Consider the following 24,527-nt stretch of genomic DNA (forward strand, 5'->3'; position numbering starts at 1 on the left):
GGGGCCGCACATGCTAACATAGGCGAATAAGATCGAGAACGATAATTACTATCATTATCATATCATGGACGTTGCTATGTCGTTTTCTCCCGCCGCGCTGCGCACCGTCGCCGTGCCCGGATTACTCATTCTGCTTGTCGTCGCCGCCGCGCTCAGCCTGCTGATTGGCGCTAAGCCGCTGCCACTGAATGTGGTGTTCGACGCCCTGTCCGGCAGTTGTCAAAGCGCCGACTGCACCATTGTTCTCGATGCCCGTTTACCGCGCACCCTTGCCGGTCTGTTAGCGGGCGGCGCGCTCGGCCTCGCGGGCGCGCTGATGCAAACCCTCACCCGTAACCCCCTCGCCGACCCCGGCATCCTCGGCGTGAACGCTGGAGCCAGCTTTGCGATTGTGCTCGGTGCCGCGCTGTTCGGGTTCACCCTGCCGCAGGAACAGCTGCTCCTCGCCTTTTGCGGGGCGCTGATTGCCTCGCTGCTGGTGGCGTTCACTGGCAGTCAGGGCGGCGGCCAGCTTAGCCCGGTGCGTCTGACGCTGGCGGGCGTTGCGCTGGGCGCGGTGCTGGAAGGCCTGTCGAACGGCATCGCGCTGCTCAATCCCGATGTCTACGATCAGCTGCGTTTCTGGCAGGCCGGTTCGCTGGATATTCGCTCCCTCGAGACGCTGAAAGTGGTGCTGGGGCCGGTGGTGATCGCCGCCGCCGTGGCGCTCGGTTTAAGCCGTTCGCTGAACAGCCTGAGCCTCGGGGCGGACACCGCCACCGCGCTCGGCAATAAAGTGGCGCGCACCCAAATTATTGGCCTGCTGGTGATCACCGTCCTGAGCGGCAGCGCCACCGCGTTGGTGGGACCGATTGCGTTTATCGGCCTGATGGTGCCGCATATTTCGCGCTGGCTGGTCGGGGGCGATCATCGCTGGTCGCTGCCGGTCACGCTGCTCGCAACGCCTGCCCTGCTGCTGTTTGCCGATATTATTGGCCGCCTGCTGGTGCCGGGTGAACTGCGCGTGTCGGTGGTGAGCGCCTTTATCGGGGCGCCGATGCTTATCTGGCTGGTGCGCCGTCAGCCATCGCGCGGAGGTGTCGCATGATGGCCCCTTCCCGCCGTCTGGTTGTGAGCGTTGGGCTGCTGATTGTGGCCAGCCTGGCGATCAGCCTCTGGAGCCTGCGCAGCGGCGTGGTCACGCTGGATGTCAGTCAGGTCATCGCCGCCCTGTTCGGCGACGCGCCGCGCAACGTGACGATGGTCGTCACCGAATGGCGTTTGCCAAGGGTGCTGATGGCACTGCTGGTCGGCGCGGCTCTGGGCGTCAGCGGCGCAATTTTCCAGTCGTTGATGCGCAACCCGCTCGGCAGCCCGGACGTGATGGGCTTTAACACCGGGGCCTGGAGCGGCGTGCTGGTGGCGATGGTGCTGTTGGGTCAGCATCAGACGGCGATTGTTTTCGCGGCGATGGCGGGCGGGATTGTCACGTCGTTGCTGGTCTGGCTGCTGGCGTGGCGCAACGGCATTGATACCTTCCGGCTGATCATTATCGGCATTGGCATCCGGGCGATGCTGATGGCGTTCAACACCTGGCTGCTGCTGAAGGCCTCTCTGGAAACCGCGCAGTCTGCCGGATTGTGGTTTGCCGGGTCGCTCAACGGCCTGACGTGGGCCAAAATTTTTCCCGCGTCACCCATTTTGCTGGTGATGCTGGTGTTTGCCGCCCTGCTGGTACGCCGGATGCGGCTGCTGGAAATGGGCGACGACAGTGCCTGCGCACTGGGCGTGCGGGTTGAGCGCTCACGCTTATTGATGATGCTGGTCGCGGTGGTGCTGACCGCCGCCGCCACCGCACTGGCGGGGCCGATTTCCTTTATTGCGCTGGTGGCCCCGCACATTGCGCGACGCATCAGCGGCACCGCGCGCTGGGGTTTGACCCAGTCGGCGTTGTGCGGCGCGCTGCTGCTGACGCTTGCCGATTTCGGCGCACAGCGGCTGTTTATGCCTTACCAGTTGCCGGTTGGCGTGGTGACCGTCAGCCTCGGCGGCCTGTACCTCATCGCCTTGCTTATTCAGGAGTCCCGTAAAAAATGACCGCTTCCACCGCCCGCCTGCGCGGCGAAGAACTGACGCTGAGTTACGGCAAAAAAGTGATTGCCGAGGGGCTGAACGTCGCCATTCCCGACGGTCATTTCACGGCGATCATTGGCCCCAACGGCTGCGGAAAATCGACGCTGTTGCGCACACTGAGCCGCCTGATGACGCCGCAGCACGGCCAGGTTTTTCTCGACGGCGAGCAGATCCAGCGTTTCGCCAGCAAAGACGTGGCGCGGCGTATCGGCCTGCTGGCACAAAACGCCACCACGCCGGGAGACATTACGGTGCAAGAACTGGTGGCGCGCGGGCGTTATCCGCATCAGCCGCTGTTTACCCGCTGGCGCAAGGAAGACGACGACGCGGTAAACCGCGCGATGCAGGCCACCGGCATGGTGGAGCTGGCGAATCAGAGCGTGGATACGCTGTCGGGCGGCCAGCGTCAGCGGGCGTGGATTGCGATGGTGCTGGCGCAGGAAACGGCGATCATGCTGCTTGACGAGCCGACGACCTGGCTGGATATCAGCCATCAAATTGATCTGCTGGAACTGCTGAGCGAGCTTAACCGCGAGCGCGGGTATACGCTGGCGGCGGTGCTGCACGACCTCAACCAGGCGTGTCGCTACGCCACGCATTTGATTGCCCTGCGCGACGGGCAGATTGTCGCCGAGGGGGCGCCGAAAGAGATTGTGACCGCAGAGCTGATTGAGCGGATTTACGGGCTGCGGTGTCTGATTATTGAAGACCCGGTGGCAGGTACGCCGCTGGTAGTGCCGTTGGGAAAGCGGTAATCCCTTAACAGAACCCCTCTCCCCAAAGGGGCGAGGGTTACTGTGAAGTATTGATGTACGCAAAGGCGCGCTGTTGCTAGATTTAAGGCATGAGCGGGTCACTATAAACGTACAGTTATGAAAGAGTCTTTCCTGCAAGGCATGACAACACCGATTAAATCTCAGGCCACGACCGATCTCATCGATGTGCTCTCGCCGTATGTCACGTTTGAGGATGTTCAGGCCAATACGCAACTTCACTTATCGGTGGATGGCGTGAACCTGTGTTACATCCTGTTATCTGGCCTTGTCAAAGTAGGCAGAAGTACCGATGACTTCGTTATCTCGTCCATCACCACACCCAATATTTTGGGCATATCCAATAGTTTTCCACACGAATCGGGGCTGTATATTGAAACGGTCAGCGAGGCGAGGATAGCCACCTTACCCAACCAACGGGCCCATGAAATTATTGCGCAAAACAATGCCTGGGAATTGTTGGCCAGACACATGACTGCCATCGCCAGCAACCTCTATAAAAAGAGCGTGCTGATGAGCGCGCCCACCACCTACGACGTGATGAAGTTTCAGTTAATGGCGCTGATGCAGGAGCCCGAGGATCTGCGTAATACCACCTCAACGGCAAAGTACATTATCGAAAGAACCCGTTTGTCGCGCAGCACGGTAATGAAAATGCTCTCTCAGCTTAAGCAAGGTGGATATATCGACATAGAGGACGGGGTGCTGAAAGCGGTGCATCGTTTGCCTGATAAGTATTGAACCCTTTCCCCTCACCCCGACCTTCTCCCCAAAGGGGCGAGGGAGAAAAGACAGATCCCATTATTATGCCAATATTTCCTTCAACACCGGGCCAATCGCTTCGAACGCCTGCGGGGAAATAATATCCACGTGGGCGCAGTTCTGGCGATACACCTCCAGTTCTTTTACCCACGGACCCCAGGCGCGATGCGGGTCCTGGCCCGTCGTCAGCGTTTTCTCCGCCACAAACAGCGTCGCTTTGCCGTCGAACGCCACGCTGTGCGCGGTGGTTAACAGACGCACCGCGTCGGCGTAGTTGCCTTCAATCGCAGTGAATAATTCGCCGGATGCCTGCCCCTGCTGCGCTGCCAGAAAGGCTTCACGCTCGCGGTTAATTTCCGCCAGCACGTCCGGGTCCAGACCGTTGGCTTCTTTTTCCGACCAGTTCTGCGTTTCCGGCGGCCAGGTATCCAGCAGCCCGAGGAACGCCACCGCCTCACCGCGCTGACGTAAACGCGCCGCGATGCCCTGCGCCAGCGTGCCGCCGAGCGAGTAGCCAAACAGATAATACGGGCCGTGCGGCTGCTGTTGCAGCAGCGTCGCCAGATGGTGCTCGCACAACGCATCCAGATTTTCCGCGCTGGCCATTGGCCCTGCCGGACGCGGCGACTGAATACCGGTTATCGACCAACGCGGGTTCAGCCAACGGGCCAGCACACTGAACTGCCAGGCAAAACCGGACGCCGGATGGAAACACCACAGCGTTGGGCCACTGCTTTCACGCAATGGCAAAATCGCCTCGTAGCCCAGACGCTGAGCCTGCTCCTCGTTCACCGAATCCAGCAAATGACTGAGTTTGCCCACGGTCGAGGCCACCATCACCTGCCCCGGCGTGACCTGACGCGCAAAGGTGCGGCTGAGCTGCGCCGCCAGACGCATCGCCAGCAGCGAATGGCCGCCGAGCGCGAAGAAATCAGCATCGACGTCGCCAATCTCACAGCCCAGCAGCGCGCCAAACGCTTCCGCCACCGCGCGCTCGGTGGTGCTTTCCAGCGCACGCCCCGGCGCTTTTTGCGTCAGTTCTGGCAGCGGTAAGGCTTTGCGGTCCAGCTTGCCGTTGGCGCTCAGCGGCAGTGCCGCCAGCGGGATAATCGTGACCGGCACCATGTGCGGCGGCAGTTTGTCGCGCAGGCTTTCCAGCAGCGCATCACAGGCCAGCGGCAATCCGGAATCGGACACCACGTAGCCCACCAGCTGACGCGCATCGCCGCCCACCGCCGCGGCCTGATTCAGCACGCAGGCATGGGCCACCGCCTGCGCCACGTCCGGCAGGCTCAGCATCATGCGCTCGATTTCACCGAGCTCGATGCGCTGCCCGCGAATTTTGAGCTGATCGTCGCTACGGCCTAAATATTCCACCGCGCCGTTATCCAGCCAGCGTGCCACGTCACCGGTGCGATACATGCGCTCGCCGGGGACAAACGGATCGGCAATAAAGCGGCTGGCAGTCAGGTCCGGACGGCCCATGTAGCCCTGCGCCAGCTGAATGCCGGTGAGGTATAAATCCCCCGCCACGCCGAACGGCACCGGGCGCATCTGCGCGTCGAGAATGCGCAGACCGGTATTCCACACCGGGAAACCAATCGGTACGCTGTGGCCGCTGACCGCCGCCAGTTCCGGACCAAACGCCGGATACCAGCTGACGTCCACCGCCGCTTCCGTCGGGCCGTATAAATTGTGCAGCGGGGCATGAGTGAGCTGCTCCCATTCGCGACACAGCGCGGTCGGCAGCGCTTCTCCGCTACAAAAGACCTGTTTCAACGCGCGGCACGACGCCACGTTGTCGTCGGTTAATGAGGCCACGAATGCCGCCAGCATTGACGGGACAAAGTGGGTGGTGGTCACGCCGAACTCAGCAAAGAACTGTTGCAGCGCGAGCGGGTCACGATGGGCGTCCGGCTCGGCCATCACCAGTTTCGCGCCGGTGATAAACGGCCACCAGAATTCCCACACCGAGACGTCAAAACTGCACGGCGTTTTTTGCGCCACCACGTCGGCGGCGGTCAGCGGATAGTGATCCTGCATCCACAACAGGCGGTTGACGATCGCCGTCTGTCCGACCATCACCCCTTTCGGGCGGCCGGTCGATCCAGAGGTAAAGATGATATAGGCAGTGTTATCCGGCTTCGACAGCGCCAGTGGCGTGTCGTCCCCCGCGCCCAGCGGTGCGCTGTAGCACAGCGTGTCGATTCCGGAAAAACGACTGAGCTGATCGTCAGAGGTGATCAGCAGCGACGGCTTGGCGTCTTCGAGCATCATGTGCAGACGATCGTCCGGATAGCCGGTGTCGAGCGGCAGCCAGGCCGCACCCGCTTCGACGATCCCGTGCAGCGCCAGGGTCAAAAAGACCGAACGGGGCAGCGCCACCGCCACACTGTCGCCCGGTTTGACGCCGCGCTCACGCAGTAGATTCGCCAGGGCGACTACCTGCTGGCGCATTTCGCGATAGCTGAACTGCAATCGGGCATCTGCCAGCGCGGGCGCGTCAGGCGTTTTCTCCGCCTGGGCCGCCACCAGCGCGCTGAGCGTGGTTTCCGGCAGCATCATGCCGGTTTCATTGATCTGTTCAAGGCGCTGATATTCGGTGTCCGACACCAAATCCACGTCACCGCAGCGCAGCGTAGGGTTGGCGGCAAATTGCGTGAGCATCGCCTGTAAGCGCGCCATATGCTGGCGTAACGTCTGCGCGTCGTAGCGCTGCTGGTTAGCCAGCACTTCCACGGTCAGGCCGCCCTCTTCGTCCGGGAAAAGCGCCAGCTCTACGTCATTCACAGGCCCGGTCGCCAGGGTGTGTGTCGTGGCGCGAACGCCGTCGATTTCGAGCTGATAATCGAAGACTTTGACGTTAAACACCGGCCCAAACAGCGGTTCGTCACCCGCCGCTTTTCCGGCATCACGCACAATTTGTTCGGCGTCATAGCGCTGATGGCGACGCATTTTTTTCAGCTGCGCGCCCAGACGAGTGGCCAGTTCCGACAGGGTTTCTTCCGGTTTGAGCGTCACCGCCAGCGGCAACACGTTCAGCACGGGTCCGGTGGCGGTGAGCGCCGCCGAGCCTAAGCGGCGCATGAAAATGTAGCCCGCCGCATAGTCGTTTCGACCACACAGACGGCCCAGCCACAGCGCCGCCAGCGCGAGGGCTAAATCGGTGCGCGGGCTGGCGGTGGCGGCGGATAAACGGCTAAACGCCTGTTTGTCGGCGCTGAGTTTTAAACGCCAGATGGCGGTGGTCGCGGCCCGGCCCGGCAACGGCGCGGCAGACAGCGAGGCCGGAGACGGCAACTGCTGGCGCTGTTCGGCCCAGAACGCACCGTCGCGGGTCCAGGCGTCGCCGTCACGATAGCGCTGATATTCATCAACAACTTCTGCAAAAGGGGTAAACGGCGATTCCGGCGGCGTTTCATTTTTCAGCAACGCGCGGTAAATGTGTACGATCTGGCGGGTAATGGCCGGGAAACTGAAGCCATCCACCAGCAAATGGTGATAGCGCTGATACCAGTACCAGCGGTTATCAGCCACACGTAACAGCCGATGACACACCAGCGGGTTGCCGCTGTCGACGCGGGTGTTTTGTGCTAAATCAGCCTGCATCTGCGAGAGTGCGGCACCGTGCGCATCGGCTTGATGACGTAAATCCTGCACCGCAGAAACCCCCGGCGTGAGCGCGTCATCAACCCATTGCCACGGTTCGCCGTTGTCTTCGGTAAAGCGCATCCGCAGGGTGTCGGCCTGCGTCAGTCCCAGTGTTATCGCCTGCTGTAACAGCGACGCGTCCATTTCGCCGTCGAGTTCAACGTAATGGGCGACGCTCCAGGCGTTTGGCAGCGTGGACAGCTGTTCCGCCATCCAGATCCCCGGCTGGGCCGCAACCAGCGGCAAACGTTCAGTCATGACGGCCTCCGGCAAAATGAGCAGGGTTCAGCGTGGTCCAGCGCGCCGCCAGCCAGGCGTTGCAGACCTCGGCGCTTTGCGGTTCGCAGACGATTTCCCAGCCCGCCGGGAGGGCGCACTGCTGCGGCCAAAGGCTGTACTGCTGGCGGGAATTTTGCAGGATATAAAACTGCCCTTGCGCATCATCGAAAGGGTTACTGATTTGCATACCAAACTCCTGTCGTAAAGCGCGCTTTATGCATCGACCAGCGGCTGCCAGAGCGCTATCAGCCCCGCAGTAAGCCCGCCGCGCCAACACAGCGCATCGTGTCCGCCGTCAACCTGACGCCAGAAAACCGGCTGCTGTTGTAGTTGTTGTAAGAGGGCCTGATTGGCCTCAAAAATGACCGGCTCGCGACGTCCGGCTTCGAGCCAGATGCGCAGGCCCTGCGGCGAAAATTCACCGCGAGAAAGTTTTTCAAGTATGACGCCGCCGTGGCGATCGCCACGTTTCGGCCACCAGTAGGAACCGGACTGGCTCAGCACGCAGCCAAAACGCTGCGGCCAGCTTAGCCCGGCGAACATCGCCGCCAGTCCGCCGAAGCTTTGCCCGGCGACCAATGTGCGTTCCGGCTGCTCGCTGAACGGCGCGATGCGCTGAATCTGCGGGAGCAGCTCGGCCTGTAACGCCTGCCAGAAATCGGTGTTGCACGGCAATTCCGCGCTGCGATGGGCGGTGTCGATGGCATCCACCAGCACGTACACCGCGGGCGGAAGCTGACCTTCACGGGTCAGACGGGCGAGCGGCGACCACACCGACATACTTTCAGCCCAGAACTGACCATCAAGTAAAACCGCCAGCGGGCGCGCGTGATGCGAGCCGTTTCCCGTGCAATAAATCCACACCCGACGGACGTTGCCGAGACGCTGGCTGCGCCATTCAATGCATACCGGCGGGTTATATGCCACGTCGGGCAAATCCCAGCCCGGCTGAACCGGTGCATCCGGCAGCGAGAGCGCAGACACCGCGTGCCCGCGTCCGCCACGCCAGCTGTGCTTATTGCGCGGATCGGCCATTGCCTGCGGCAACAGTTTTCGCCACCCTTCGCGCAGCAGAATGCGGTCCGGGGCGTCGCCGTTAAACAGTGCGGCAACGAAATCATCTTCACGTTCGGAAGGAATAAAACAGTAGCTGCCTCGCCAGCTAGCAGGCAGCCGCGTCTGCCATTGCCAGACGTCAGTGCCCGGCAGACGGGACAGCGTCTGCGGGACTGAATTCTGGTGGTGATCGGTCACGCCGGTGATGTACAGCCACACCCTTTTGAGACGGGAATGCGGCTCGCTACCCGCCGGATCGCGCCAGTAAAACGTGACGTGGCAACACTCCCCTTCCCGCCGCCATTGGGGCCCGTCAATGCGTTCCCACCAGGCTGCACTCCCTGTCGTTACCGTCTCCGCCACGTTAACCCCGCGCTGTTTGTGGATTATTTTGTTACAGGCTAAAAATTATTGATAATATTATTGATAACTATTTGCATTTGCAATAGCGTATTGGCGCGCGTTTTACTTTCCTTCCCCTGCGCTCTGACAGGGGGTTTATTTGATACAGCAGGACGTTGGCTAACAATGAATAACAAACTCAAATCCCTGGCCTTACTGGTCAATCTGGGTATTTACGGGGTGGCTTCACCCGCATTCGCAGAAGAGACCGAAAAGGCAAAAACTGCAGATGCTGAAGAAACCATGGTCGTTACCGCGGCGCAGCAGAACCTGCAGGCGCCGGGCGTTTCAACGATTACCGCCGATGAAATCCGTAAACGCCCACCCGCGCGTGACATTTCCGAAATCATTCGCACTATGCCTGGCGTTAACCTGACCGGGAACTCCACCAGCGGCCAGCGCGGCAACAACCGCCAGATTGATATTCGCGGCATGGGCCCGGAAAACACCCTGATCCTGATTGACGGTAAACCGGTCACCAGCCGGAACTCGATTCGTTTAGGCTGGCGCGGCGAGCGTGACACCCGCGGCGACACCAGCTGGGTTCCGCCAGAGATGATTGAGCGTATCGACGTTATTCGTGGCCCGGCGGCGGCACGTTACGGCAACGGCGCGGCAGGCGGCGTGGTGAACATCATCACCAAAAAGGTCAATAATGAGTGGCACGGCAGCTGGGACACCTTTATGAACCTGCCGGAGCATAAAGATGAAGGCTCCACCAAACGCACCAACTTCAGCCTGACTGGCCCGATGGGCGGCGATTTCAGCTTCCGTCTGAACGGTAACCTGGATAAAACCCAAGCCGACGCCTGGGACATCAACCAAGGCCATCAGTCTGAGCGTACCGGAATTTACCAGAACACCCTGCCCGCCGGGCGCGAAGGGGTGGAGAACAAAGACATCAACGGCGTGCTGCGTTGGGACTTTGCGTCGATGCAGTCGCTGGAACTGCAAGCCGGCTACAGCCGTCAGAACAACCTGTACGCGGGTGATACCCAGAACACCAACACCAATAATTTCGTCAAAGAAAACTACGGCAAAGAGACCAACCGTCTGTATCGCCAAAACTACTCCCTGACCTGGAACGGCGGCTGGGATAACGGCATTACTACCAGTACCTGGGCGCAGTACGAACACACCCGCAACTCGCGCAAAGGCGAAGGCCTGGCGGGCGGCACCGAAGGTATCTTCAACTCTGATAAGTTCGTCGATATCGATCTGGACGATGTGCTGCTGCACAGCGAAATCAACCTGCCAATCGACTTCGTGTTCAACCAGACGCTGACAATGGGTACCGAGTGGAACCAGCAGCGCATGAAGGATATGGCGTCGAATACCCAGACCTTTATGGGCGGCACTATTCCGGGCTACAGCAGCACCAACCGCAGCCCGTATTCGCAGGCGGAAATCTTCTCGCTGTTCGCGGAAGACAATATTGAAGTGACCGACACCACGATGCTGACCCCGGCGCTGCGTTTCGATCACCACAGCATTGTCGGCGATAACTCGAGCCCATCCCTGAACCTGTCGCAGGGGCTTTGGGATGATTTCACCCTGAAAATGGGGATCGCCCGCGCCTATAAAGCACCGAGCCTGTACCAGACTAACCCGAACTATATTCTCTACAGCAAAGGCCAGGGCTGCTACGCCAGTGCCAGCGGCTGCTACCTGCAAGGGAATGAAGACCTGAAAGCGGAAACCAGCATCAATAAAGAAATTGGTCTGGAATTCAAGCATGAAGGCTGGCTGGCGGGTGCCACCTGGTTCCGCAACGACTATCGCGACAAGATTGAAGCGGGCTATTCACCGGTATACACCAACGGTTCCGGGACCGATCTCTACAAGTGGGAGAATGTCCCGAAAGCGGTGGTTGAAGGCCTGGAAGGTACGTTGAACGTCCCGGTGAGCGAGACCGTTAACTGGACCAATAACATCACTTACATGCTGCAAAGTAAGAACAAAGAGACCGGCGATCGCCTGTCGATCATCCCGGAATACACCCTCAACTCGACCCTGAGTTGGCAGGTGTATCAGGACTTCTCCGTGCAGTCGACCTTCACCTGGTACGGCAAGCAGCAGCCGAAGAAGTACAACTACAAAGGCCAACCGGCGACCGGGACCGAGCTGAACGAAGTCAGCCCGTACAGCATTCTGGGCCTGAGCGGCACCTGGGATGCGACCAAATACGTCAGCTTCACCGCGGGTATCGATAACCTGTTCGACAAACGCCACTGGCGTGCGGGCAACGCCCAGACCACCGGCGGCGCGACGGGCTATATGTATGGCGCGGGGGCAGAGACCTATAACGAGTCTGGCCGGACTTACTACATGAGCGTGAATACACACTTCTGATAACGAGGCCACCCCTCTCCTGCGGGAGAGGGGCATCACCATGAAAACAGAGCACAGTTCCCTTTCCCTCGACGGTCATACGCTTCATCAGATTGAATTCGACCCCGCGACTTTCACTGACGCCGATTTAATGTGGTTGCCCCATCACGCCAGGCTGATGCCCGCCGGGAAGAAGCGCAAAGCAGAACATCTCGCAGGCAGACTCGCCGCGTTCTACGCCTTACAGCAACACGGTATACGTGCCATGCCAGATATCGGCGAGCACCGACAGCCGCTGTGGCCCAACGGTTGGTACGGTAGCATCAGCCATAGCGGCACCACCGCGCTGGCGGTGGTATCACGGGAACCGGTGGGTGTGGATCTGGAAACGGTGTTGAGCGCTGATGTTTGTGCAGAGATTGCGGAAAGTATCGTCACCATCGATGAACAAGCGGTTTTGCATGCTTCCGGCTTGCCTTTCCCGCTGGCGCTGACGCTGGCGTTTAGCGCCAAAGAGAGTGTTTATAAGGCGTACAGTTTTGCGACCCACGCCATGCCCGGTTTTATGTCCGCCCGCGTTGTGGCAATGCGCGGGCAGGACATTAGCCTGCAATTAACCAACGGATTCTCGCCTGCACTGGCGGGGAAAATTTGTCATGTGGTATGGCTGCGGAACGATAATCAGCTCGTAACCCTACTCGCGAAAACTCTCCAGTCGGCGTAGCTGTTGGCCTTTGTCATCAAAGTTGCTTTCATCCAGCCACGCCTGAAGTGCGGCATCAATCGCGGGCCATTCGCCGTCGATTATTGAGAGCCAGTCGCTGTCGCGATTGCGGCCTTTACGCACCATCCGCTGACGAAAACGGCCTTCGAAGGTAAAACCGATGCGTTCTGCTGCCTGGCGTGAGGCGGTATTCAGGACGTCGCATTTCCATTCCACCCGGCGATAGCCACAGGCGAAAGCTTCACGCAGCAGCAGCCAGACCACTTCTGTACTGATAACGCTGCGCTTCATGCAAACTGACCAACTGACATGGCCGATTTCCACGACGCCGTTAGCCCGCTCGATAGCCATCAGGCACACCACGCCCACCGCGCGTTCGCTGCGTAAATCAATCACCGCGAACGGCACTAACGCCTCGTCATCTACTTTGCCCTGCAACCAGGCACGGGTCACCGCCACGGACACCGGGCGCTCACTGCCGAGCCACGTCCAGTCGCGGTCGTCCGGCACCAGGGCGAAAGCCTCAAACAGATCCGCGGCATGACGCACGGCGTTCAGCGGTTCAAGCCGACAGCTTCGACCCGTTAAGGCTTTACGTTCCAGCAACCCCGCGCCCTGCCAGTCAGGCAGTGCATCACCCACCGTCTGCCCGTATTTGTTGATTTCCGTCACGACACCTCCCGATAATTATTCATCAAAGTTATATCACACGGCATTACGGCTTCGCTTAATCCCAACCCGCCTTGCTCGCCGTTAATTTCAGTGAACAATACATTTACCGACGTTATCACCAGAGAGCACCGAATAATTCGGAATCATATTCTACAAATGAGATCGAAATCGGCTTTAGTGGCGTAAAAAAGCGTGTTTCAGTCCGACATTGCCTCTATTATCGCTTCGACACATTCAGCAGCGAAATGAAACATCCAGTCGGTCGAGAGAGGATCTATGAATACACTGACAAGGACAAAAAAGGACGGTCAGGAAAGCCGCCTGATGAGCGGGTTTCTCAACGCGATTGAGAAAGCGGGCAACCGCCTGCCGGAACCGGCGCTTATCTTTTTCTACTTTTTACTCGCGGTGATGGGCCTGTCAGCGGTGTTATCGATGGTCGAATTCGACATCGTTAACCCGGTGACGCAGCAAACCGTGCAGATCAATAACCTGCTGTCGGCTGAAGCGTTGACCAGCACGCTCGCCAATATGGTCACCACTTTCACCGGATTCGCACCGCTCGGCATTGTGCTGGTGGCGATGCTGGGGGTCGGAGTGGCGGAAAGCTCAGGCTTTATCAACGTGGCGCTGAAAAAGATGCTGCGCGTGACGCCGAAAAAACTGCTGACGCCGATGCTGATTTTCGTGGCGATGTTCAGCCATGTGGCGGCGGATGCAGGTTACGTGCTGGTTATCCCACTCGGCGCGATTATCTTTATGTCCGCAGGCCGTCACCCGCTAGTCGGGATTGCCGCCGCGTTTTCCGGGGTATCCGGCGGGTTCGCCGCCAATATGGTGCCAACCGGCAATGACGCGCTGTTGCAGGGCTTTACCCAGGCCGCCGCCCAGCTGCTCGACAGCACGTACACCGTGAATACGCTGTGTAACCTGTTCTTCGGCATTGCCTCGTCGATAGTGATCACGCTGGTTGGCTGGTGGGTCACCGAGCGCATCGTCGAGCCGCGCGTGAGCAAAATGACCCTCGACGGTGATTTTAAGCACGACGAAGATATGTCTCACGTCTCCGCCCAGGAAAGCCGGGCGTTTAACATTGCCGGCGTGGTGATGATCCTCGGTCTGGTGGCCCTGGCCGCCGCCGCGTGGCCGCAAAGCTCAATGCTGCGCAGCCCGGACGGCTCGCTGACCGCCTACAGCGCGCCGATCATGAAATCCATCGTGCCGCTGATTTTCCTGATCTTCATTATTCCCGGCATCGTCTTCGGCTTTGCGTCGCGCAGCTTTAAGACCGGGAAAGATGTGATTAACTCCATGAATGATTCGATGAGCAAAATGGGCTCATACATGGTGATGGCCTTCTTCTGCGCCATGTTCATCAAAGCCTTCAGCGATTCGAACATCGGCACGCTGGTGGCTCTGGCGGGTGCGGACGGCCTGAAAGCTATGGCGCTGCCGGGCGAAGCAACCATTATCGGCATGATTCTACTGACGGCGGTGGTTAACCTGCTGATCGGCTCCGCGTCGGCAAAATGGGGCCTGTTGTCACCGATTATGGTACCAATGCTGATGGCGGTCGGGATTTCCCCGGAACTGACGCAGGCGGCCTTCCGCATCGGGGATTCCAGCACCAATATCATCACTCCGCTGATGGTGTTCTTCCCGTTGGTGGTGGTGTATTGCCAGCGCTACGTGAAGGGCGCGGGCGTCGGGACGCTGGTGTCGATGATGATGCCGTATTCCATCGCCTTCCTCGTGACCTGGAGCCTGTTCCTGCTGGCGTGGTGGGGCCTCGGGATGCCGCTTGGCGTGGCCGCGCCGTACACCTGGTCTGCGGGCTAACGCCTTTCTCCCCTGCCCGGCGGCGTTGGCTTCCGGGCAACCTTTTTCCCCTTGCGGTTAAGCGTCACGCTGAAGTGATTTTTTGTCGCCTATACTGACAAAAAAACCTGTCGGACGTTGCCATGTCGCTACCTGATTTTCATGTTTCCGATCCTTTTACCCTCGGCATTGAGCTGGAGATGCAGATTGTTAACCCGCCGGGTTTCGACCTGAGCCAGGACTCTTCGGCGCTGATCGCGGAGATTGGCGAAACGGGTTCGGCGGGCGAGGTCAAACACGACATCACCGAGAGCATGCTGGAGATTGCCACCGGCGTGTGCCACGACATTCATCAAGCCAGCAGCCAGTTTTCCGCCCTTCGCCAGACGGTGCTGAAAGCCGCGTCGAATCAGCATCTGCAAATTTGCGGCGGCGGGACCCATCCGTTCCAGAAATGGCAGCGCCAGGAGGTGTGCGATAACGAGCGCTACCTGCGCACCCTGGAGCAGTTTGGTTATCTCATTCAGCAAGCGACGGTGTTTGGCCAGCATGTGCACGTCGGCTGTCCCAACGGTGATGACGCCATTTATCTGCTGCACGGCCTGTCGCGCTTTGTGCCGCACTTGATTGCGCTCAGCGCCGCGTCGCCTTATTTACAAGGCGCAGACAGCAAATTCTCCTCGTCGCGGCTCAATGTTTTTTCGGCTTTCCCGGATATGGGCCCGATGCCGTGGGTCGCCAACTGGCAGGAGTTTAAGGGATTATTTCGCCGCCTGACCTATACCAGCCTCATCGACAGCATTAAAGATTTGCACTGGGATATTCGCCCCAGCCCGCATTTTGGCACGGTTGAAGTGCGAGTAATGGACACGCCGCTGACCCTGACGCACGCGGTGAATATCGCCGGGCTGATTCAGGCGATTTCCAGTTGGCTGCTGGAAACGCGGCCGTTCAAACCGACGCCACAGGATTACCTGCTGTATAAATTTAACCGTTTCCAGGCCTGCCGTTACGGGCTGGCGGGCGTACTGACCGACGTGCACACGGGTGAACACTCGACGATTTCCGATGACATTCAGCGCCTGCTGGAGAAAGTCGCTCCGTGGGCCGATACGCTGCAGGCCAGCAGCGCGATTGACGACCTTGCGCGGCGGGTTCAGCAAGGCTACAGCGAGGCAGATCGGATGCGTGAATTTATCGCCGACGGCGGCTCGTTGATATCGCTGGTGGAAAAGCACTGTGAAATCTGGGCGGCGTGAGCTGGAAGCGGGCCGGGAGGGTTGCCGTCAGCGGGCGTTTCCCGGACAATGCCTTTTTTAACTGCTGATTAACAACACCATGAAGCATCCGCTTGAATCTCTGGTCACCGCTGGCGGCATTTTGCTGATGGCCTTTTTGTCCTGTTTGCTGCTGCCCGCCCCTTCCCTGGGGCTGACCGTGGCGCAAAAACTGGTGTCCGTGTTCCATTTGATGGACCTCAGCCAGCTGTACACCATCCTGTTTTGCATCTGGTTTTTGGTGCTTGGCGCGCTGGAGTTTTTCCTGCTGCGCTTCGTCTGGCGGCGCTGGTTCTCACTGGCGGACTAACCCGGTAAAATCGCGCATGCCTTCCACCAGCGCTTCACACCACGCGGCATAATCATGGCCGCTGGACGACGGGTGGAAGCTGACGCGATACCCTTTGTCACGCAGCACCTGCTCAAACTCCCGCGTGTTCGGGTAATTTCCACCGCCGGGACCGCGCGTTTCAAACGTGCCTGCCTGAAGCCAGAAGCGAATCGGGTAGCGCGGCGCCTGCTGATATTGGCGCGTCAACCAGTCGGTGGCCTCGCCTTTCGGCGCCCACCAGTACGAACCGGACAGGCTGAGCACGTTGCCAAACAGGTTTGGATACCGCAGCGCCACCCACGCCGACGCCAGCCCGCCGTAGCTCGACCCCGCCAGCACCGTTTTATCCCGTTGCAGACTCAAGCCCTTACGATGCAGCCACGGCAACAGTTCGTGCGCCATAAAATCGGCAAAGCGCGGATTCGGCGGCAGCTCTGCCCCGCGTCGGGCATTGTCCAGGGTATCGATAAACACTACGTTGACCGGCGGCAGCACATGGCGCGCAATCAGGTCATCGAGCACGTTGGCAAAATGGTAATCGTCCTGATACTGCTTGCCGTCAAACAGTAAGAGCGTCCAGCGCGCGGGCTGCGAGACACGTGGGCGGTAAATTTTAATTTCGCGGGTGTTGCCAAGAAAATCGCTGTCAATCTGATGGCGCGTCAGCTGCCCGTAATGAATCGGCTTTTTCATGCGCGTTAAGGTGCAGTAGCGCGCCGGATCCAGCGCCAGCAGCGAATAGCGATTCCAGCGGTCGCTGGCAGGATTGAGGCTGTTGGGATTGAACGGATCGGCCTGCGCGCTGACCAGGATCGCCCGCTGCTGTTCGTGCGGATTGCCTTCGATTTTCGGCACGTCGGGGGCCAGCTGGTACTGCATCAGCGTATCGGCGGGAACGACATAGCTGCGAAACCAGACGTCAGAATTGCCGAGCCGGAAAAGCGGATCGTGCTCGCCCGCAGGCGAACCGAGCAGGAACACATTATTATGCGCCCCACGCCATAGGAACGTCACCCGTTTATGCCGGGAATCGACCGGTTCCACCAGCGGCGTACCCTCACGCTGACGCGCCTGCCAGAAGGCGTCCGTTGTTGCCCCGCTCTCAAGCTGTTTCGCCAGGGTTTGCAGTAGCGGGCTGGCGGGGTCCGGCTTGTCGGCGCTGGAAATCGCCGACGTTTCTTTCATGCGCCACTGAAAATGCCAGCGATCGCCTTCATGACCTTGCAGCACGAGCGTGGTGGTTTGGTTGGGCGGGAGTGAAAAAAGCAGCGTTTGCGTGCCATCCGCCGGGCCGCCTTCAATCAGGGCGCGGATCCGACGGTTGTCGCGGTCGAGTAAACGGGCATCCGTTACCCCGGAAAGCGTCGCCTGCACATAGTTTTCACCCAGCTCAGGCAGCTCAAAACAGACCTCCCCGCTGGCATCAAATTTTCCCTTTTGCTCTCCCTGAACGGAAGGCGACTCGCAGGCCACCGCCGCGGTGGGCATCGTGCTTAGCCCAATCAACAGACCACTCCATGCCATCTTCATTACGTGCTTTTTCCTGTAGAAACGGGAAAACTACGTTAATGCAAATGGGAATGGTTTTCAATATCACATAAAAAAGGGCTATATCATGCCCGGAAAGCGCCTCGTCGCCGGGCAAAAAAAACCGCGCACTAATGCGCGCGGCTTTGGTTTTCTTTACGCCACGCACCCGGCGGCTGTTTGAAGGTGCGCGTAAATACGCGGGTAAACGTCTGCTGTGAGTCAAAACCGTATTTCAGGCAAATGTCGTACACCTTCTGATCGGTATCGCGTAATTCCTGTGCCGCAAAACTGAGTTTGCGCTCGCGAATATAACGGCCAAGGCTCTCCCCTTTTTGCTGCATAAACAGGCGCTGCAAATGCCATTTCGAATATCCCGCATGACGGGCGATATCGTCAATGCGCAACGGCTGATGCAGGTTGTCGTCAATCCACTCGACGATGGTGTCAATAACCTGAGCGGAAATCGTCATACCTTCCTCCCCTTTTCTGAACTGTAAGGTGGTTATTCCCACCAGGCACGGAACTGCTGGTCACGGTTGGCAACCCATACCGGTTCGCCCTGAACCGGCGTTAACAGGCGATACTCTTTCCCTTCGCTGGCGGTGCTCAGCTGTTTGTACGGGTCATCCCAGGTATGTTTCGCCAGAACAAATCGCCCCGCATGGCCCGGTAATACCGCGCGGGCGTTGAGGTCGACCGCCGCCTGCGCGGTCTCTTCTGGCAGCATGTGAATGTACTTCCAGTCCTGGTCGTACTGGCCGTTTTCCATAATGGCTATATCAACGTGACCAAACTGCTCGCCGATGGCCTTGAAGTGCGGGCCATAGCCGCTGTCACCGCTGTAATAAATAGTCTGCTCTGGCGTCACGAACATGAAACTGCCCCACAGCGTCTGGTTACGCTTCAGGCCACGGCCGGAGAAATGGCGCGCGGGAAGGACATGCACGGTCAGTTCATCGCTGATCTCGACCTGCTGCTGCCAGTCGGCTTCGGTAATGATCGCGCTGTCCATCCCCCAGTAACGCAGGTGCGAACCGACGCCCAGCGGAGTGACGACGCGTTTAATCTTCGGCATTAGCGCCTTGATGGTGGCGTAATCCAGATGATCGTAATGATCGTGCGAGATGATCAGCAGGTCGATTTCCGGCATCGCTGCGGCGGTCCACGGGTATTCCCCTTCAAACGCTTTATTGAGGAATGAGAATGGCGCGGCGTAGTTGCTGAACACCGGGTCAATCAGGATGCGCTTCCCGGCGAGCTGCAAATACCATGAGGAATGGCCGAGCCAAATCATCACATCCTGCTGCACGGGCAGACTGGCGAGATCGGTTTTGACCAGCGGCAACGGCTGATCGGGTCGCGCATTCGGACGTTTGGTGGTCAGGAATTCCCAAATCGCACGCGGCATACTTTTCTGCCCGGACCAGCTGGGAGTCGGCTGCTGGTTATGAAACTGACCGTCGTGATAGTGCGCGGAGCTTTCCACCGCATTCAACTGTGCGCCCTGCGGCGCCTTGCCGAAACCGGCATTCAACACAAACGGTAAACTCGCTGCACTGGCAATTAACATAATGACAACCACACTTAAAAGAGGACGCTGCATATCCTGGCCCGAAGACTCGCTCCATCCGGTTGGAGACGATGAGGAGAAAACTTGATTATGAGTGAGTAAGCACTCATTATAGAAAGGATGAGAAAGTCGTCAAGCCGATTTTCAATTTTTGACATTCAACATTGAAGTGCTGCAAGGGGCATGCTTCAATCGGTGTTTTTTCCAGCCTGAGAGGTAAAGTGTAGTGGCTCGTCCTAAGAGTGAAGACAAAAAACAAGCGTTACTGGAAGCCGCGACAGTCGCCATTGCTCAGCAAGGTATCGCGGCCTCTACGGCCCTGATCGCCCGCAATGCAGGGGTTGCCGAAGGAACGCTGTTTCGTTATTTCGCCACCAAAGACGACCTGTTCAACGCCCTTTACCTGCACCTGAAAAGCTCACTGTGTGAGACGATGCTGACGGGCATTACCGATGCCGTCACGCCGAAAGATTTCACCCGCTGTATCTGGAATAGCTACATTTCCTGGGGCGTGCGTAATCCCGTTGGCCATAAAGCGATTCGCCGTATGGCGGTCAGCGAGAAAATCACCGCTGAAACTAAGCAGCAGGTCACCGACATGTTCCCGGACCTGCACAAACTGTGTCAGCGTTCGGTGCGTGGTATCTTTCTCACCACCGCGTTTCAGGCTTTTGGTGACGCGTTGTTTTTATCGCTCGCCGAAACCACCATCGAATTTGCCAGCCATGAACCCGAGCGTGCGAACGATTTAATCGCCCTCGGATTTGAAGCGATGTGGCTGGCGCTGGCTGAAGAAACCACCGCATGAATGGCGAGACGTTACTTAAACACGCGCACCAGTTTGCGCTGGAACTGCCCTTCACCGAGCAAACCTGGCCGTTTGGCCCGGAATACGATGTGTACCGCGTCGGCGGTAAAATCTTCATGATTGCCATAACCCTGCGTGGTAAACCGCTTATCAACTTGAAAGCGGACCCGCAAAAAGCCCTGCTGCATCAGGAAATTTATAAAAGCATTGAGCCGGGTTATCACATGAACAAAAAGCACTGGATAACCGTCTACGGCGGCGACGACATCAGCCCGGAACTGGTGGAAGACTTAATCACCGACTCCTGGCACAAGGTGGTCGATAAACTGCCGAAGCGCGACCAGAAACGCCTGCGCCCACAATGATTTTCTGGCGAAAACGATAAGTGTTATCGCATTTTTGACACTTATCATTTGCCGACACTCCCTGTACTCTGCTCCCACTTAACGCGCATAAGGCGCTGTAATCCTTGAAGGGGAGTCATCATGGACATTATTTCTGTTGCGTTAAAACGCCATTCAACCAAAGCCTTCGACGCCAGCATGAAGCTGAGCGCTGAACAGGCCGAAAACCTGAAAACCCTGTTGCAGTACAGCCCTTCCAGCACCAACTCCCAGCCGTGGCACTTCATCGTGGCCAGCACCGAAGAAGGCAAAGCGCGCGTTGCCAAATCTGCCGCCGGTGGTTTCGTGTTCAACGAACGCAAAATGCTGGATGCGTCCCACGTGGTGGTGTTCTGCGCCAAAACGGCGATGGACGATGCATGGCTGGAAAAAGTGGTCGATCAGGAAGAGATTGATGGCCGTTTTGCGACCCCGGAAGCGAAAGCAGGCAACCACAAAGGCCGTGTGTTCTTTGCCGATTTACACCGCAAAGAACTGAAAGATGATGCGCACTGGATGCAGAAACAGGTTTACCTTAACGTCGGTAACTTCCTGCTGGGCGTGGCCGCGATGGGCCTCGATGCCGTGCCAATTGAAGGCTTTGACGCGGCAGTGATGGACAAAGAGTTCGGCCTGACCGAGAAAGGCTTCACCAGCGTCGTGGTTGTACCGGTTGGCCGTCACAGCGTGGAAGACTTCAACGCTGCGCTTCCGAAATCTCGCTTGCCGCAGAGCACGACCCTGACAGAAATTTAAGGCTTCTGCCCGGCCTGCGTGCTGCGACCGGGCGCTTTCAGTAGAGCTGGATCAGCGGTGATTCAACGCCGCAGGCCAATGCGTACCGCGTCAGGGTATCGAGACTGGCGCGGGTGACATTGGCTTCCATTCTCGAGACTGTCGGCGCGCTAACGCCCATGCGCTGCGCAACCTGTGAACGAGTTAAGCCCGCCTGCTCCCGCCATTGGGCCAGCATTTCACGCAATCTTTCCTGACGCACTTCGGCGTCAAACGCCGCCTGAAATCCGGGCTGCGCCAGCATTTCTGCCCGCACGTCATCCCAGTTAATGATTTTCTTGCTCATCCTGCATCTCCTTTAATCGTTTTATCGCCAGCGCCAGTTCCGCCACAGGTGTTTTTTTCGTCTTTTTCACAAAGACCCGGAGCAACCAGATCGATTGCCCGTTTCGATAAACGTAGATCCCTCGCGAATGAAAGAACCCCACCGTGCGGATTTCAAATAACCCATGGCCCAAAGGTTTTGAGTCAGGTTCTCGCAGCGCTGTTGGGTTTGCCCTGAGCTTGTCCAGTTGACGAAAAAACCGTGCCTGAACGGCCAAAGGAAACGACAAAATTTCATCACGAACTTCACCGTGCATAACTAATGTGAACATCCTGTTCGTTCTCCCGAAGAGATTAGCATATAAGGCAAATTGCATTAAAGGCTAAATGCAACCCATTGCCCGAAACGTAGCGTATCGGACAAAAGAAGTCACAACGGGTGAACAGAACGTGAAACACGCTCGAGAAAAATCGTTAAAACGAGGATTTCTGGGCCGGAAATAACCTCTTCGTTTTCCCACGACATCTTTTTCCTTAAATTGTCATAGGTTTATTACGACTCAGCCCTGCCGGGCAAACCATTCCAGCGCCCGCTCACCGGCTTCGTCTACCGGTAAATAGACCAGCAGACGCGAACCGTTGCGCGGCGCGGAATACCAGTACATCTGTTGCAGGTTGAACGCCCCCAGCTCGGGGTGATTAATCGTTTTGATTTGATTCTCAACGCCGCGCACCTCGTAGCGCTGATGCCACAAGGCTTCGAATTCCGCAGAAGCCGCGAAGAACCGGGCCAGCTTGTTTTCCCATTCCGCTTCACCGCGATGTTCTGCCATTGCGGCGCGAAAATAGGACACAAACATTGGCAGCACATCCGGGTTCGCCAGGCGGCTGCGCCAGTTCTCATTGGTGAGATAAAGATAGATGCAGTTGCGGTCTTCTTCCGGGATCGTCGCGTAATCGACGCCCATCATCCGGCAAAAGCTGTCGTTCCACGCGACGATATCAAAACCGGGCGTCTGAATGCTCGCGGGCTGCGGCATCAGGCTGTCCAGCATTCGGCGGGTGCCAGGGCTGATGCCTTCACACTTCGGCACCTGCAACGTCTCCAATGGCGCCAGCCCGGCCAGCACAAACAGATGGCGCGTTTCCAGCGCGCTGCACTGCAACGCCTGCGCCACCGCCTGCATCACGACCACCGACGGATTCACTTCCCTGCCCTGCTCGAGCCACGTATACCAGGTCACGCCGACGTCGGCCAGCATCGCCACTTCTTCCCGCCGCAGGCCCGGCGTGCGGCGTCTTCCGCTGCGAGGCAATCCGAGCCGCTGTGGATCCAGGCTTTCTCGCCGTGAACGTAAGAATGCGCCGAGCTGTTTACGGTTGTCGTCATAGCGTGTGGCTACGCGTTCAGGCTGTGTAATAAGCGACATGTCACCTCCAGCAGGGTAGTGCCAGTACCAGTATAAGCAAGAACTGGTACCCGTTTATTCATTCAGCGATGCTACGTCCGATCCCTGAATGACGCAATGGAGAATCCCATGAAAACGTCTGCTGTTTCACCCGGTCGCGCCGGTCTGCTGTTGCTCTTAACCGGGCAAATGTTACCGCTGATTGATACGTCCATTACCAACGTGGCGCTGGATTCCATCACCCGTTCGCTGCACACCAGTCCGACCCAGCTGGAGCTGATTGTGGCGCTGTATGGCGTGGCCTTCGCCGTATGCCTGGCGATGGGCAGCAAGCTTGGCGATAACTACGGTCGTCGGCGTCTGTTTATGTGGGGCGTGGCGCTGTTTGGCCTGGCGTCTCTGCTGTGCGGCATGGCGAACTCGATTCATTCGCTGCTGGCGGCCCGCGTGGTACAGGGCGCGGGCGCGGCGCTGATCGTGCCGCAAATCCTCGCTACTCTGCACGTCACGCTGAAAGGCACCGCCCATGCCCGGGCGATTAGCCTGTACGGCGGCATCGGCGGGATTGCTTTTATCGTCGGGCAAATGGGCGGTGGCTGGTTGGTATCGGCGGATTTCGCCGGGCTGGGCTGGCGTAACGCCTTCTTCATTAATGTGCCGATTTGTCTGCTGGTGCTGGCGTTGAGTCACCGTTATGTACCCGAAACCCGCAGCGAAACGCCGTCGGGCATCGACTGGCCGGGCACGCTGTATCTGGCGGCGATCCTTTGCTGCCTGCTGTTCCCGATGGCGCTCGGGATGGAGCTGCACTGGCCGTGGGCGTTGAAGCTGATGCTGCTGGCGCTGGTGCCGCTGGTCTGGCTGATGCGCGCCAGTGCGCTGGCAAAAGAGCAGCGCGGGCAAACACCGCTGTTACCGCCACGGCTGTTGAAACTGCCGAGCATCCGCTTTGGCGTGCTCATCGCCCTGCTGTTCTTCAGCGCCTGGTCCGGATTTATGTTTTGTATGGCGCTGACCATGCAATCGGGCCTCGGCATGGCGCCGTGGCAGTCGGGCAACAGTTTTATCGCACTCGGTATCGCCTACTTTGTTTCCGCACTGTACGCCCCGAAACTGATCGCCCGCTACAGCATGGGACGCATTTTGCTCACCGGCCTGACGGTGCAAATTAGCGGTCTGCTGTTGCTGATGTTGACCTTCTGGTATTTCGGCATGCGCACCCACGCGCTGACGCTGGCCCCGGCAACTGCGCTGGTCGGCTACGGTCAGGCGCTGATTGTGAACAGCTTCTACCGGATTGGGATGCGTGATATCGACGCCCGCGATGCGGGAGCCGGCAGCGCCATTCTCAGCACCTTGCAGCAGTCGACGCTGGGCCTCGGGCCTGCGGTATTGGGCAGCGTGTTTCTGGCGCTGGCATCACAGGGCGATTACACCGCCGCCATCGTCGGTTTTCTGGCGCTGGAAGTCATCATGATGCTGCTCCTCGCCGCGCTGGTGCTCAGCTACCGTCGTCATTTAAATCGCAGTCCACTGCCATCAATATAATCCCGGCTGATTTGCATCTTATTCTTTCAGCG

At 58.5% G+C, this 24,527-nt stretch carries 23 protein-coding genes; 13 read left to right on the forward strand and 10 right to left on the reverse strand.

The genetic code is table 11. From position 1 onward, the window contains the following. Nucleotides 1-76 precede the first annotated feature (76 nt). From fepD to A8O29_RS16635, 4 genes are all read left to right on the forward strand, one after another. Complete coding sequence (gene fepD, locus A8O29_RS16620; RefSeq protein WP_125353038.1) at nucleotides 77-1,087, forward strand: Fe(3+)-siderophore ABC transporter permease; 1,011 nt, start codon at nucleotides 77-79, stop codon at nucleotides 1,085-1,087. After that, complete coding sequence (gene fepG, locus A8O29_RS16625; RefSeq protein WP_125353036.1) at nucleotides 1,084-2,076, forward strand: iron-enterobactin ABC transporter permease; 993 nt, start codon at nucleotides 1,084-1,086, stop codon at nucleotides 2,074-2,076. The genes fepD and fepG overlap by 4 nt, the downstream gene beginning before the upstream one ends. Further along, nucleotides 2,073-2,867 (forward strand): iron-enterobactin ABC transporter ATP-binding protein, encoded by a 795-nt coding sequence (fepC, locus tag A8O29_RS16630; protein WP_125353035.1) that lies wholly within the window; start codon nucleotides 2,073-2,075, stop codon nucleotides 2,865-2,867. Before fepG ends, fepC begins: the two co-directional genes overlap by 4 nt. 117 nt (nucleotides 2,868-2,984) lie before the next feature. Further along, nucleotides 2,985-3,626, forward strand: coding sequence for a winged helix-turn-helix transcriptional regulator (locus tag A8O29_RS16635; protein ID WP_125353033.1), 642 nt, complete (start codon nucleotides 2,985-2,987; stop codon nucleotides 3,624-3,626). 63 nt (nucleotides 3,627-3,689) lie between these two features. On the opposite strand, the gene entF is transcribed toward A8O29_RS16635, so the two are convergent. The 3 genes from entF to fes are packed head-to-tail and all read right to left on the reverse strand — an operon-like array spanning nucleotide 3,690 to nucleotide 8,996. Next, nucleotides 3,690-7,556 (reverse strand): enterobactin non-ribosomal peptide synthetase EntF, encoded by a 3,867-nt coding sequence (entF, locus tag A8O29_RS16640; protein ID WP_125353031.1) that lies wholly within the window; start codon nucleotides 7,554-7,556, stop codon nucleotides 3,690-3,692. Continuing rightward, nucleotides 7,549-7,764, reverse strand: a complete 216-nt coding sequence (locus A8O29_RS16645; RefSeq protein ID WP_110511116.1) for an MbtH family protein — start codon at nucleotides 7,762-7,764, stop codon at nucleotides 7,549-7,551. The genes entF and A8O29_RS16645 overlap by 8 nt, the downstream gene beginning before the upstream one ends. Nucleotides 7,765-7,790: 26 nt before the next feature. Next, nucleotides 7,791-8,996, reverse strand: a complete 1,206-nt coding sequence (fes, locus tag A8O29_RS16650) for an enterochelin esterase (RefSeq protein WP_125353029.1) — start codon at nucleotides 8,994-8,996, stop codon at nucleotides 7,791-7,793. Nucleotides 8,997-9,161: 165 nt separating this feature from the next. On the opposite strand from fes, the gene A8O29_RS16655 reads away from it, so the two are divergent. Together A8O29_RS16655 and entD are read left to right on the forward strand one after the other, a co-directional pair. Then, entirely contained in the window at nucleotides 9,162-11,387 is a 2,226-nt protein-coding gene (locus A8O29_RS16655; RefSeq protein WP_125353027.1) for a TonB-dependent siderophore receptor, read from the forward strand. 40 nt (nucleotides 11,388-11,427) lie between these two features. Beyond that, entirely contained in the window at nucleotides 11,428-12,090 is a 663-nt protein-coding gene (gene entD, locus A8O29_RS16660) for an enterobactin synthase subunit EntD (RefSeq protein WP_125353025.1), read from the forward strand. On the opposite strand, the gene A8O29_RS16665 is transcribed toward entD, so the two are convergent. Then, nucleotides 12,061-12,762: a GNAT family N-acetyltransferase gene (locus tag A8O29_RS16665; RefSeq protein ID WP_125353023.1), complete on the reverse strand. Its 702-nt coding sequence runs from the start codon at nucleotides 12,760-12,762 to the stop codon at nucleotides 12,061-12,063. The two genes, entD and A8O29_RS16665, sit on opposite strands and share 30 nt — an antisense overlap. Before the next feature lie 276 nt (nucleotides 12,763-13,038). Between A8O29_RS16665 and A8O29_RS16670 the strand changes: the two genes are divergently transcribed. The 3 genes from A8O29_RS16670 (at nucleotide 13,039) to A8O29_RS16680 (ending at nucleotide 16,167) form a co-directional block, all read left to right on the forward strand. After that, nucleotides 13,039-14,601 carry an AbgT family transporter gene (locus tag A8O29_RS16670; protein WP_125353021.1) on the forward strand — a complete coding sequence of 521 codons (1,563 nt, stop codon included), beginning with the start codon at nucleotides 13,039-13,041 and terminating at the stop codon, nucleotides 14,599-14,601. Between the two features lie 122 nt (nucleotides 14,602-14,723). Further along, nucleotides 14,724-15,839: a YbdK family carboxylate-amine ligase gene (locus tag A8O29_RS16675; RefSeq protein WP_125353020.1), complete on the forward strand. Its 1,116-nt coding sequence runs from the start codon at nucleotides 14,724-14,726 to the stop codon at nucleotides 15,837-15,839. 79 nt (nucleotides 15,840-15,918) lie between these two features. Continuing rightward, nucleotides 15,919-16,167, forward strand: coding sequence for a DUF1158 domain-containing protein (locus A8O29_RS16680; RefSeq protein WP_110511124.1), 249 nt, complete (start codon nucleotides 15,919-15,921; stop codon nucleotides 16,165-16,167). Here A8O29_RS16680 and A8O29_RS16685 read toward each other — a convergent pair. The 3 genes from A8O29_RS16685 to A8O29_RS16695 all read right to left on the reverse strand — a co-directional run bounded on the left by A8O29_RS16685 (nucleotide 16,153) and on the right by A8O29_RS16695 (nucleotide 19,321). Beyond that, a complete protein-coding gene (locus A8O29_RS16685; RefSeq protein WP_125353018.1) occupies nucleotides 16,153-17,718 on the reverse strand; it encodes an alpha/beta hydrolase in 1,566 nt (521 codons plus the stop codon). The genes A8O29_RS16680 and A8O29_RS16685 overlap by 15 nt on opposite strands. 128 nt (nucleotides 17,719-17,846) lie before the next feature. After that, a complete protein-coding gene (locus A8O29_RS16690) occupies nucleotides 17,847-18,188 on the reverse strand; it encodes a RamA family antibiotic efflux transcriptional regulator (protein ID WP_125353016.1) in 342 nt (113 codons plus the stop codon). A 32-nt stretch (nucleotides 18,189-18,220) separates the two neighbouring features. Beyond that, on the reverse strand, nucleotides 18,221-19,321 hold the full coding sequence (locus A8O29_RS16695) for an MBL fold metallo-hydrolase (RefSeq protein WP_125353014.1): 1,101 nt from the start codon (nucleotides 19,319-19,321) through the stop codon (nucleotides 18,221-18,223). Nucleotides 19,322-19,514: 193 nt separating this feature from the next. Here A8O29_RS16695 and A8O29_RS16700 point away from each other — a divergent pair, with 193 nt between their 5' ends. From A8O29_RS16700 to nfsB, 3 genes are all read left to right on the forward strand, one after another. Continuing rightward, nucleotides 19,515-20,096 carry a TetR/AcrR family transcriptional regulator gene (locus tag A8O29_RS16700; protein WP_125353013.1) on the forward strand — a complete coding sequence of 194 codons (582 nt, stop codon included), beginning with the start codon at nucleotides 19,515-19,517 and terminating at the stop codon, nucleotides 20,094-20,096. Then, entirely contained in the window at nucleotides 20,093-20,461 is a 369-nt protein-coding gene (locus tag A8O29_RS16705) for an MmcQ/YjbR family DNA-binding protein (protein WP_125353011.1), read from the forward strand. Before A8O29_RS16700 ends, A8O29_RS16705 begins: the two co-directional genes overlap by 4 nt. A 120-nt stretch (nucleotides 20,462-20,581) precedes the next feature. Then, nucleotides 20,582-21,235, forward strand: a complete 654-nt coding sequence (nfsB, locus tag A8O29_RS16710; RefSeq protein WP_125353009.1) for an oxygen-insensitive NAD(P)H nitroreductase — start codon at nucleotides 20,582-20,584, stop codon at nucleotides 21,233-21,235. Nucleotides 21,236-21,272: 37 nt separating this feature from the next. On the opposite strand, the gene A8O29_RS16715 is transcribed toward nfsB, so the two are convergent. The 3 genes from A8O29_RS16715 to A8O29_RS16725 form a co-directional block, all read right to left on the reverse strand. After that, a complete protein-coding gene (locus A8O29_RS16715) occupies nucleotides 21,273-21,560 on the reverse strand; it encodes a helix-turn-helix domain-containing protein (RefSeq protein WP_110511131.1) in 288 nt (95 codons plus the stop codon). Further along, on the reverse strand, nucleotides 21,541-21,870 hold the full coding sequence (locus tag A8O29_RS16720) for a type II toxin-antitoxin system RelE/ParE family toxin (protein ID WP_125353007.1): 330 nt from the start codon (nucleotides 21,868-21,870) through the stop codon (nucleotides 21,541-21,543). Before A8O29_RS16720 ends, A8O29_RS16715 begins: the two co-directional genes overlap by 20 nt. 228 nt (nucleotides 21,871-22,098) lie before the next feature. Next, a complete protein-coding gene (locus tag A8O29_RS16725; protein WP_133461928.1) occupies nucleotides 22,099-22,968 on the reverse strand; it encodes a helix-turn-helix transcriptional regulator in 870 nt (289 codons plus the stop codon). A 108-nt stretch (nucleotides 22,969-23,076) separates the two neighbouring features. Between A8O29_RS16725 and A8O29_RS16730 the strand changes: the two genes are divergently transcribed. Next, a complete protein-coding gene (locus A8O29_RS16730) occupies nucleotides 23,077-24,495 on the forward strand; it encodes an MFS transporter (protein ID WP_174081380.1) in 1,419 nt (472 codons plus the stop codon). Nucleotides 24,496-24,527 lie beyond the last annotated feature (32 nt).

The sequence above is a fragment of the Scandinavium goeteborgense genome (assembly GCF_003935895.2).
GTDB classification, from domain to species: Bacteria; Pseudomonadota; Gammaproteobacteria; order Enterobacterales; family Enterobacteriaceae; genus Scandinavium; species Scandinavium goeteborgense.

Excerpts from the sequence above, each read along its gene's own strand:
- fepD (WP_125353038.1), top strand. The coding sequence starts at position 77 with ATGTCGTTTTCTCCCGCCGCGCTGCGCACCGTCGCCGTGCCCGGATTA.
- fepG (WP_125353036.1), top strand. The coding sequence starts at position 1,084 with ATGATGGCCCCTTCCCGCCGTCTGGTTGTGAGCGTTGGGCTGCTGATT.
- fepC (WP_125353035.1), top strand. The coding sequence starts at position 2,073 with ATGACCGCTTCCACCGCCCGCCTGCGCGGCGAAGAACTGACGCTGAGT.
- A8O29_RS16635 (WP_125353033.1), top strand. The coding sequence starts at position 2,985 with ATGAAAGAGTCTTTCCTGCAAGGCATGACAACACCGATTAAATCTCAG.
- entF (WP_125353031.1), bottom strand. The coding sequence starts at position 7,556 with ATGACTGAACGTTTGCCGCTGGTTGCGGCCCAGCCGGGGATCTGGATG.
- A8O29_RS16645 (WP_110511116.1), bottom strand. The coding sequence starts at position 7,764 with ATGCAAATCAGTAACCCTTTCGATGATGCGCAAGGGCAGTTTTATATC.
- A8O29_RS16655 (WP_125353027.1), top strand. The coding sequence starts at position 9,162 with ATGAATAACAAACTCAAATCCCTGGCCTTACTGGTCAATCTGGGTATT.
- entD (WP_125353025.1), top strand. The coding sequence starts at position 11,428 with ATGAAAACAGAGCACAGTTCCCTTTCCCTCGACGGTCATACGCTTCAT.
- A8O29_RS16670 (WP_125353021.1), top strand. The coding sequence starts at position 13,039 with ATGAATACACTGACAAGGACAAAAAAGGACGGTCAGGAAAGCCGCCTG.
- A8O29_RS16675 (WP_125353020.1), top strand. The coding sequence starts at position 14,724 with ATGTCGCTACCTGATTTTCATGTTTCCGATCCTTTTACCCTCGGCATT.
- A8O29_RS16680 (WP_110511124.1), top strand. The coding sequence starts at position 15,919 with ATGAAGCATCCGCTTGAATCTCTGGTCACCGCTGGCGGCATTTTGCTG.
- A8O29_RS16685 (WP_125353018.1), bottom strand. The coding sequence starts at position 17,718 with ATGAAGATGGCATGGAGTGGTCTGTTGATTGGGCTAAGCACGATGCCC.
- A8O29_RS16690 (WP_125353016.1), bottom strand. The coding sequence starts at position 18,188 with ATGACGATTTCCGCTCAGGTTATTGACACCATCGTCGAGTGGATTGAC.
- A8O29_RS16695 (WP_125353014.1), bottom strand. The coding sequence starts at position 19,321 with ATGCAGCGTCCTCTTTTAAGTGTGGTTGTCATTATGTTAATTGCCAGT.
- A8O29_RS16705 (WP_125353011.1), top strand. The coding sequence starts at position 20,093 with ATGAATGGCGAGACGTTACTTAAACACGCGCACCAGTTTGCGCTGGAA.
- nfsB (WP_125353009.1), top strand. The coding sequence starts at position 20,582 with ATGGACATTATTTCTGTTGCGTTAAAACGCCATTCAACCAAAGCCTTC.
- A8O29_RS16715 (WP_110511131.1), bottom strand. The coding sequence starts at position 21,560 with ATGAGCAAGAAAATCATTAACTGGGATGACGTGCGGGCAGAAATGCTG.
- A8O29_RS16720 (WP_125353007.1), bottom strand. The coding sequence starts at position 21,870 with ATGTTCACATTAGTTATGCACGGTGAAGTTCGTGATGAAATTTTGTCG.
- A8O29_RS16725 (WP_133461928.1), bottom strand. The coding sequence starts at position 22,968 with ATGTCGCTTATTACACAGCCTGAACGCGTAGCCACACGCTATGACGAC.
- A8O29_RS16730 (WP_174081380.1), top strand. The coding sequence starts at position 23,077 with ATGAAAACGTCTGCTGTTTCACCCGGTCGCGCCGGTCTGCTGTTGCTC.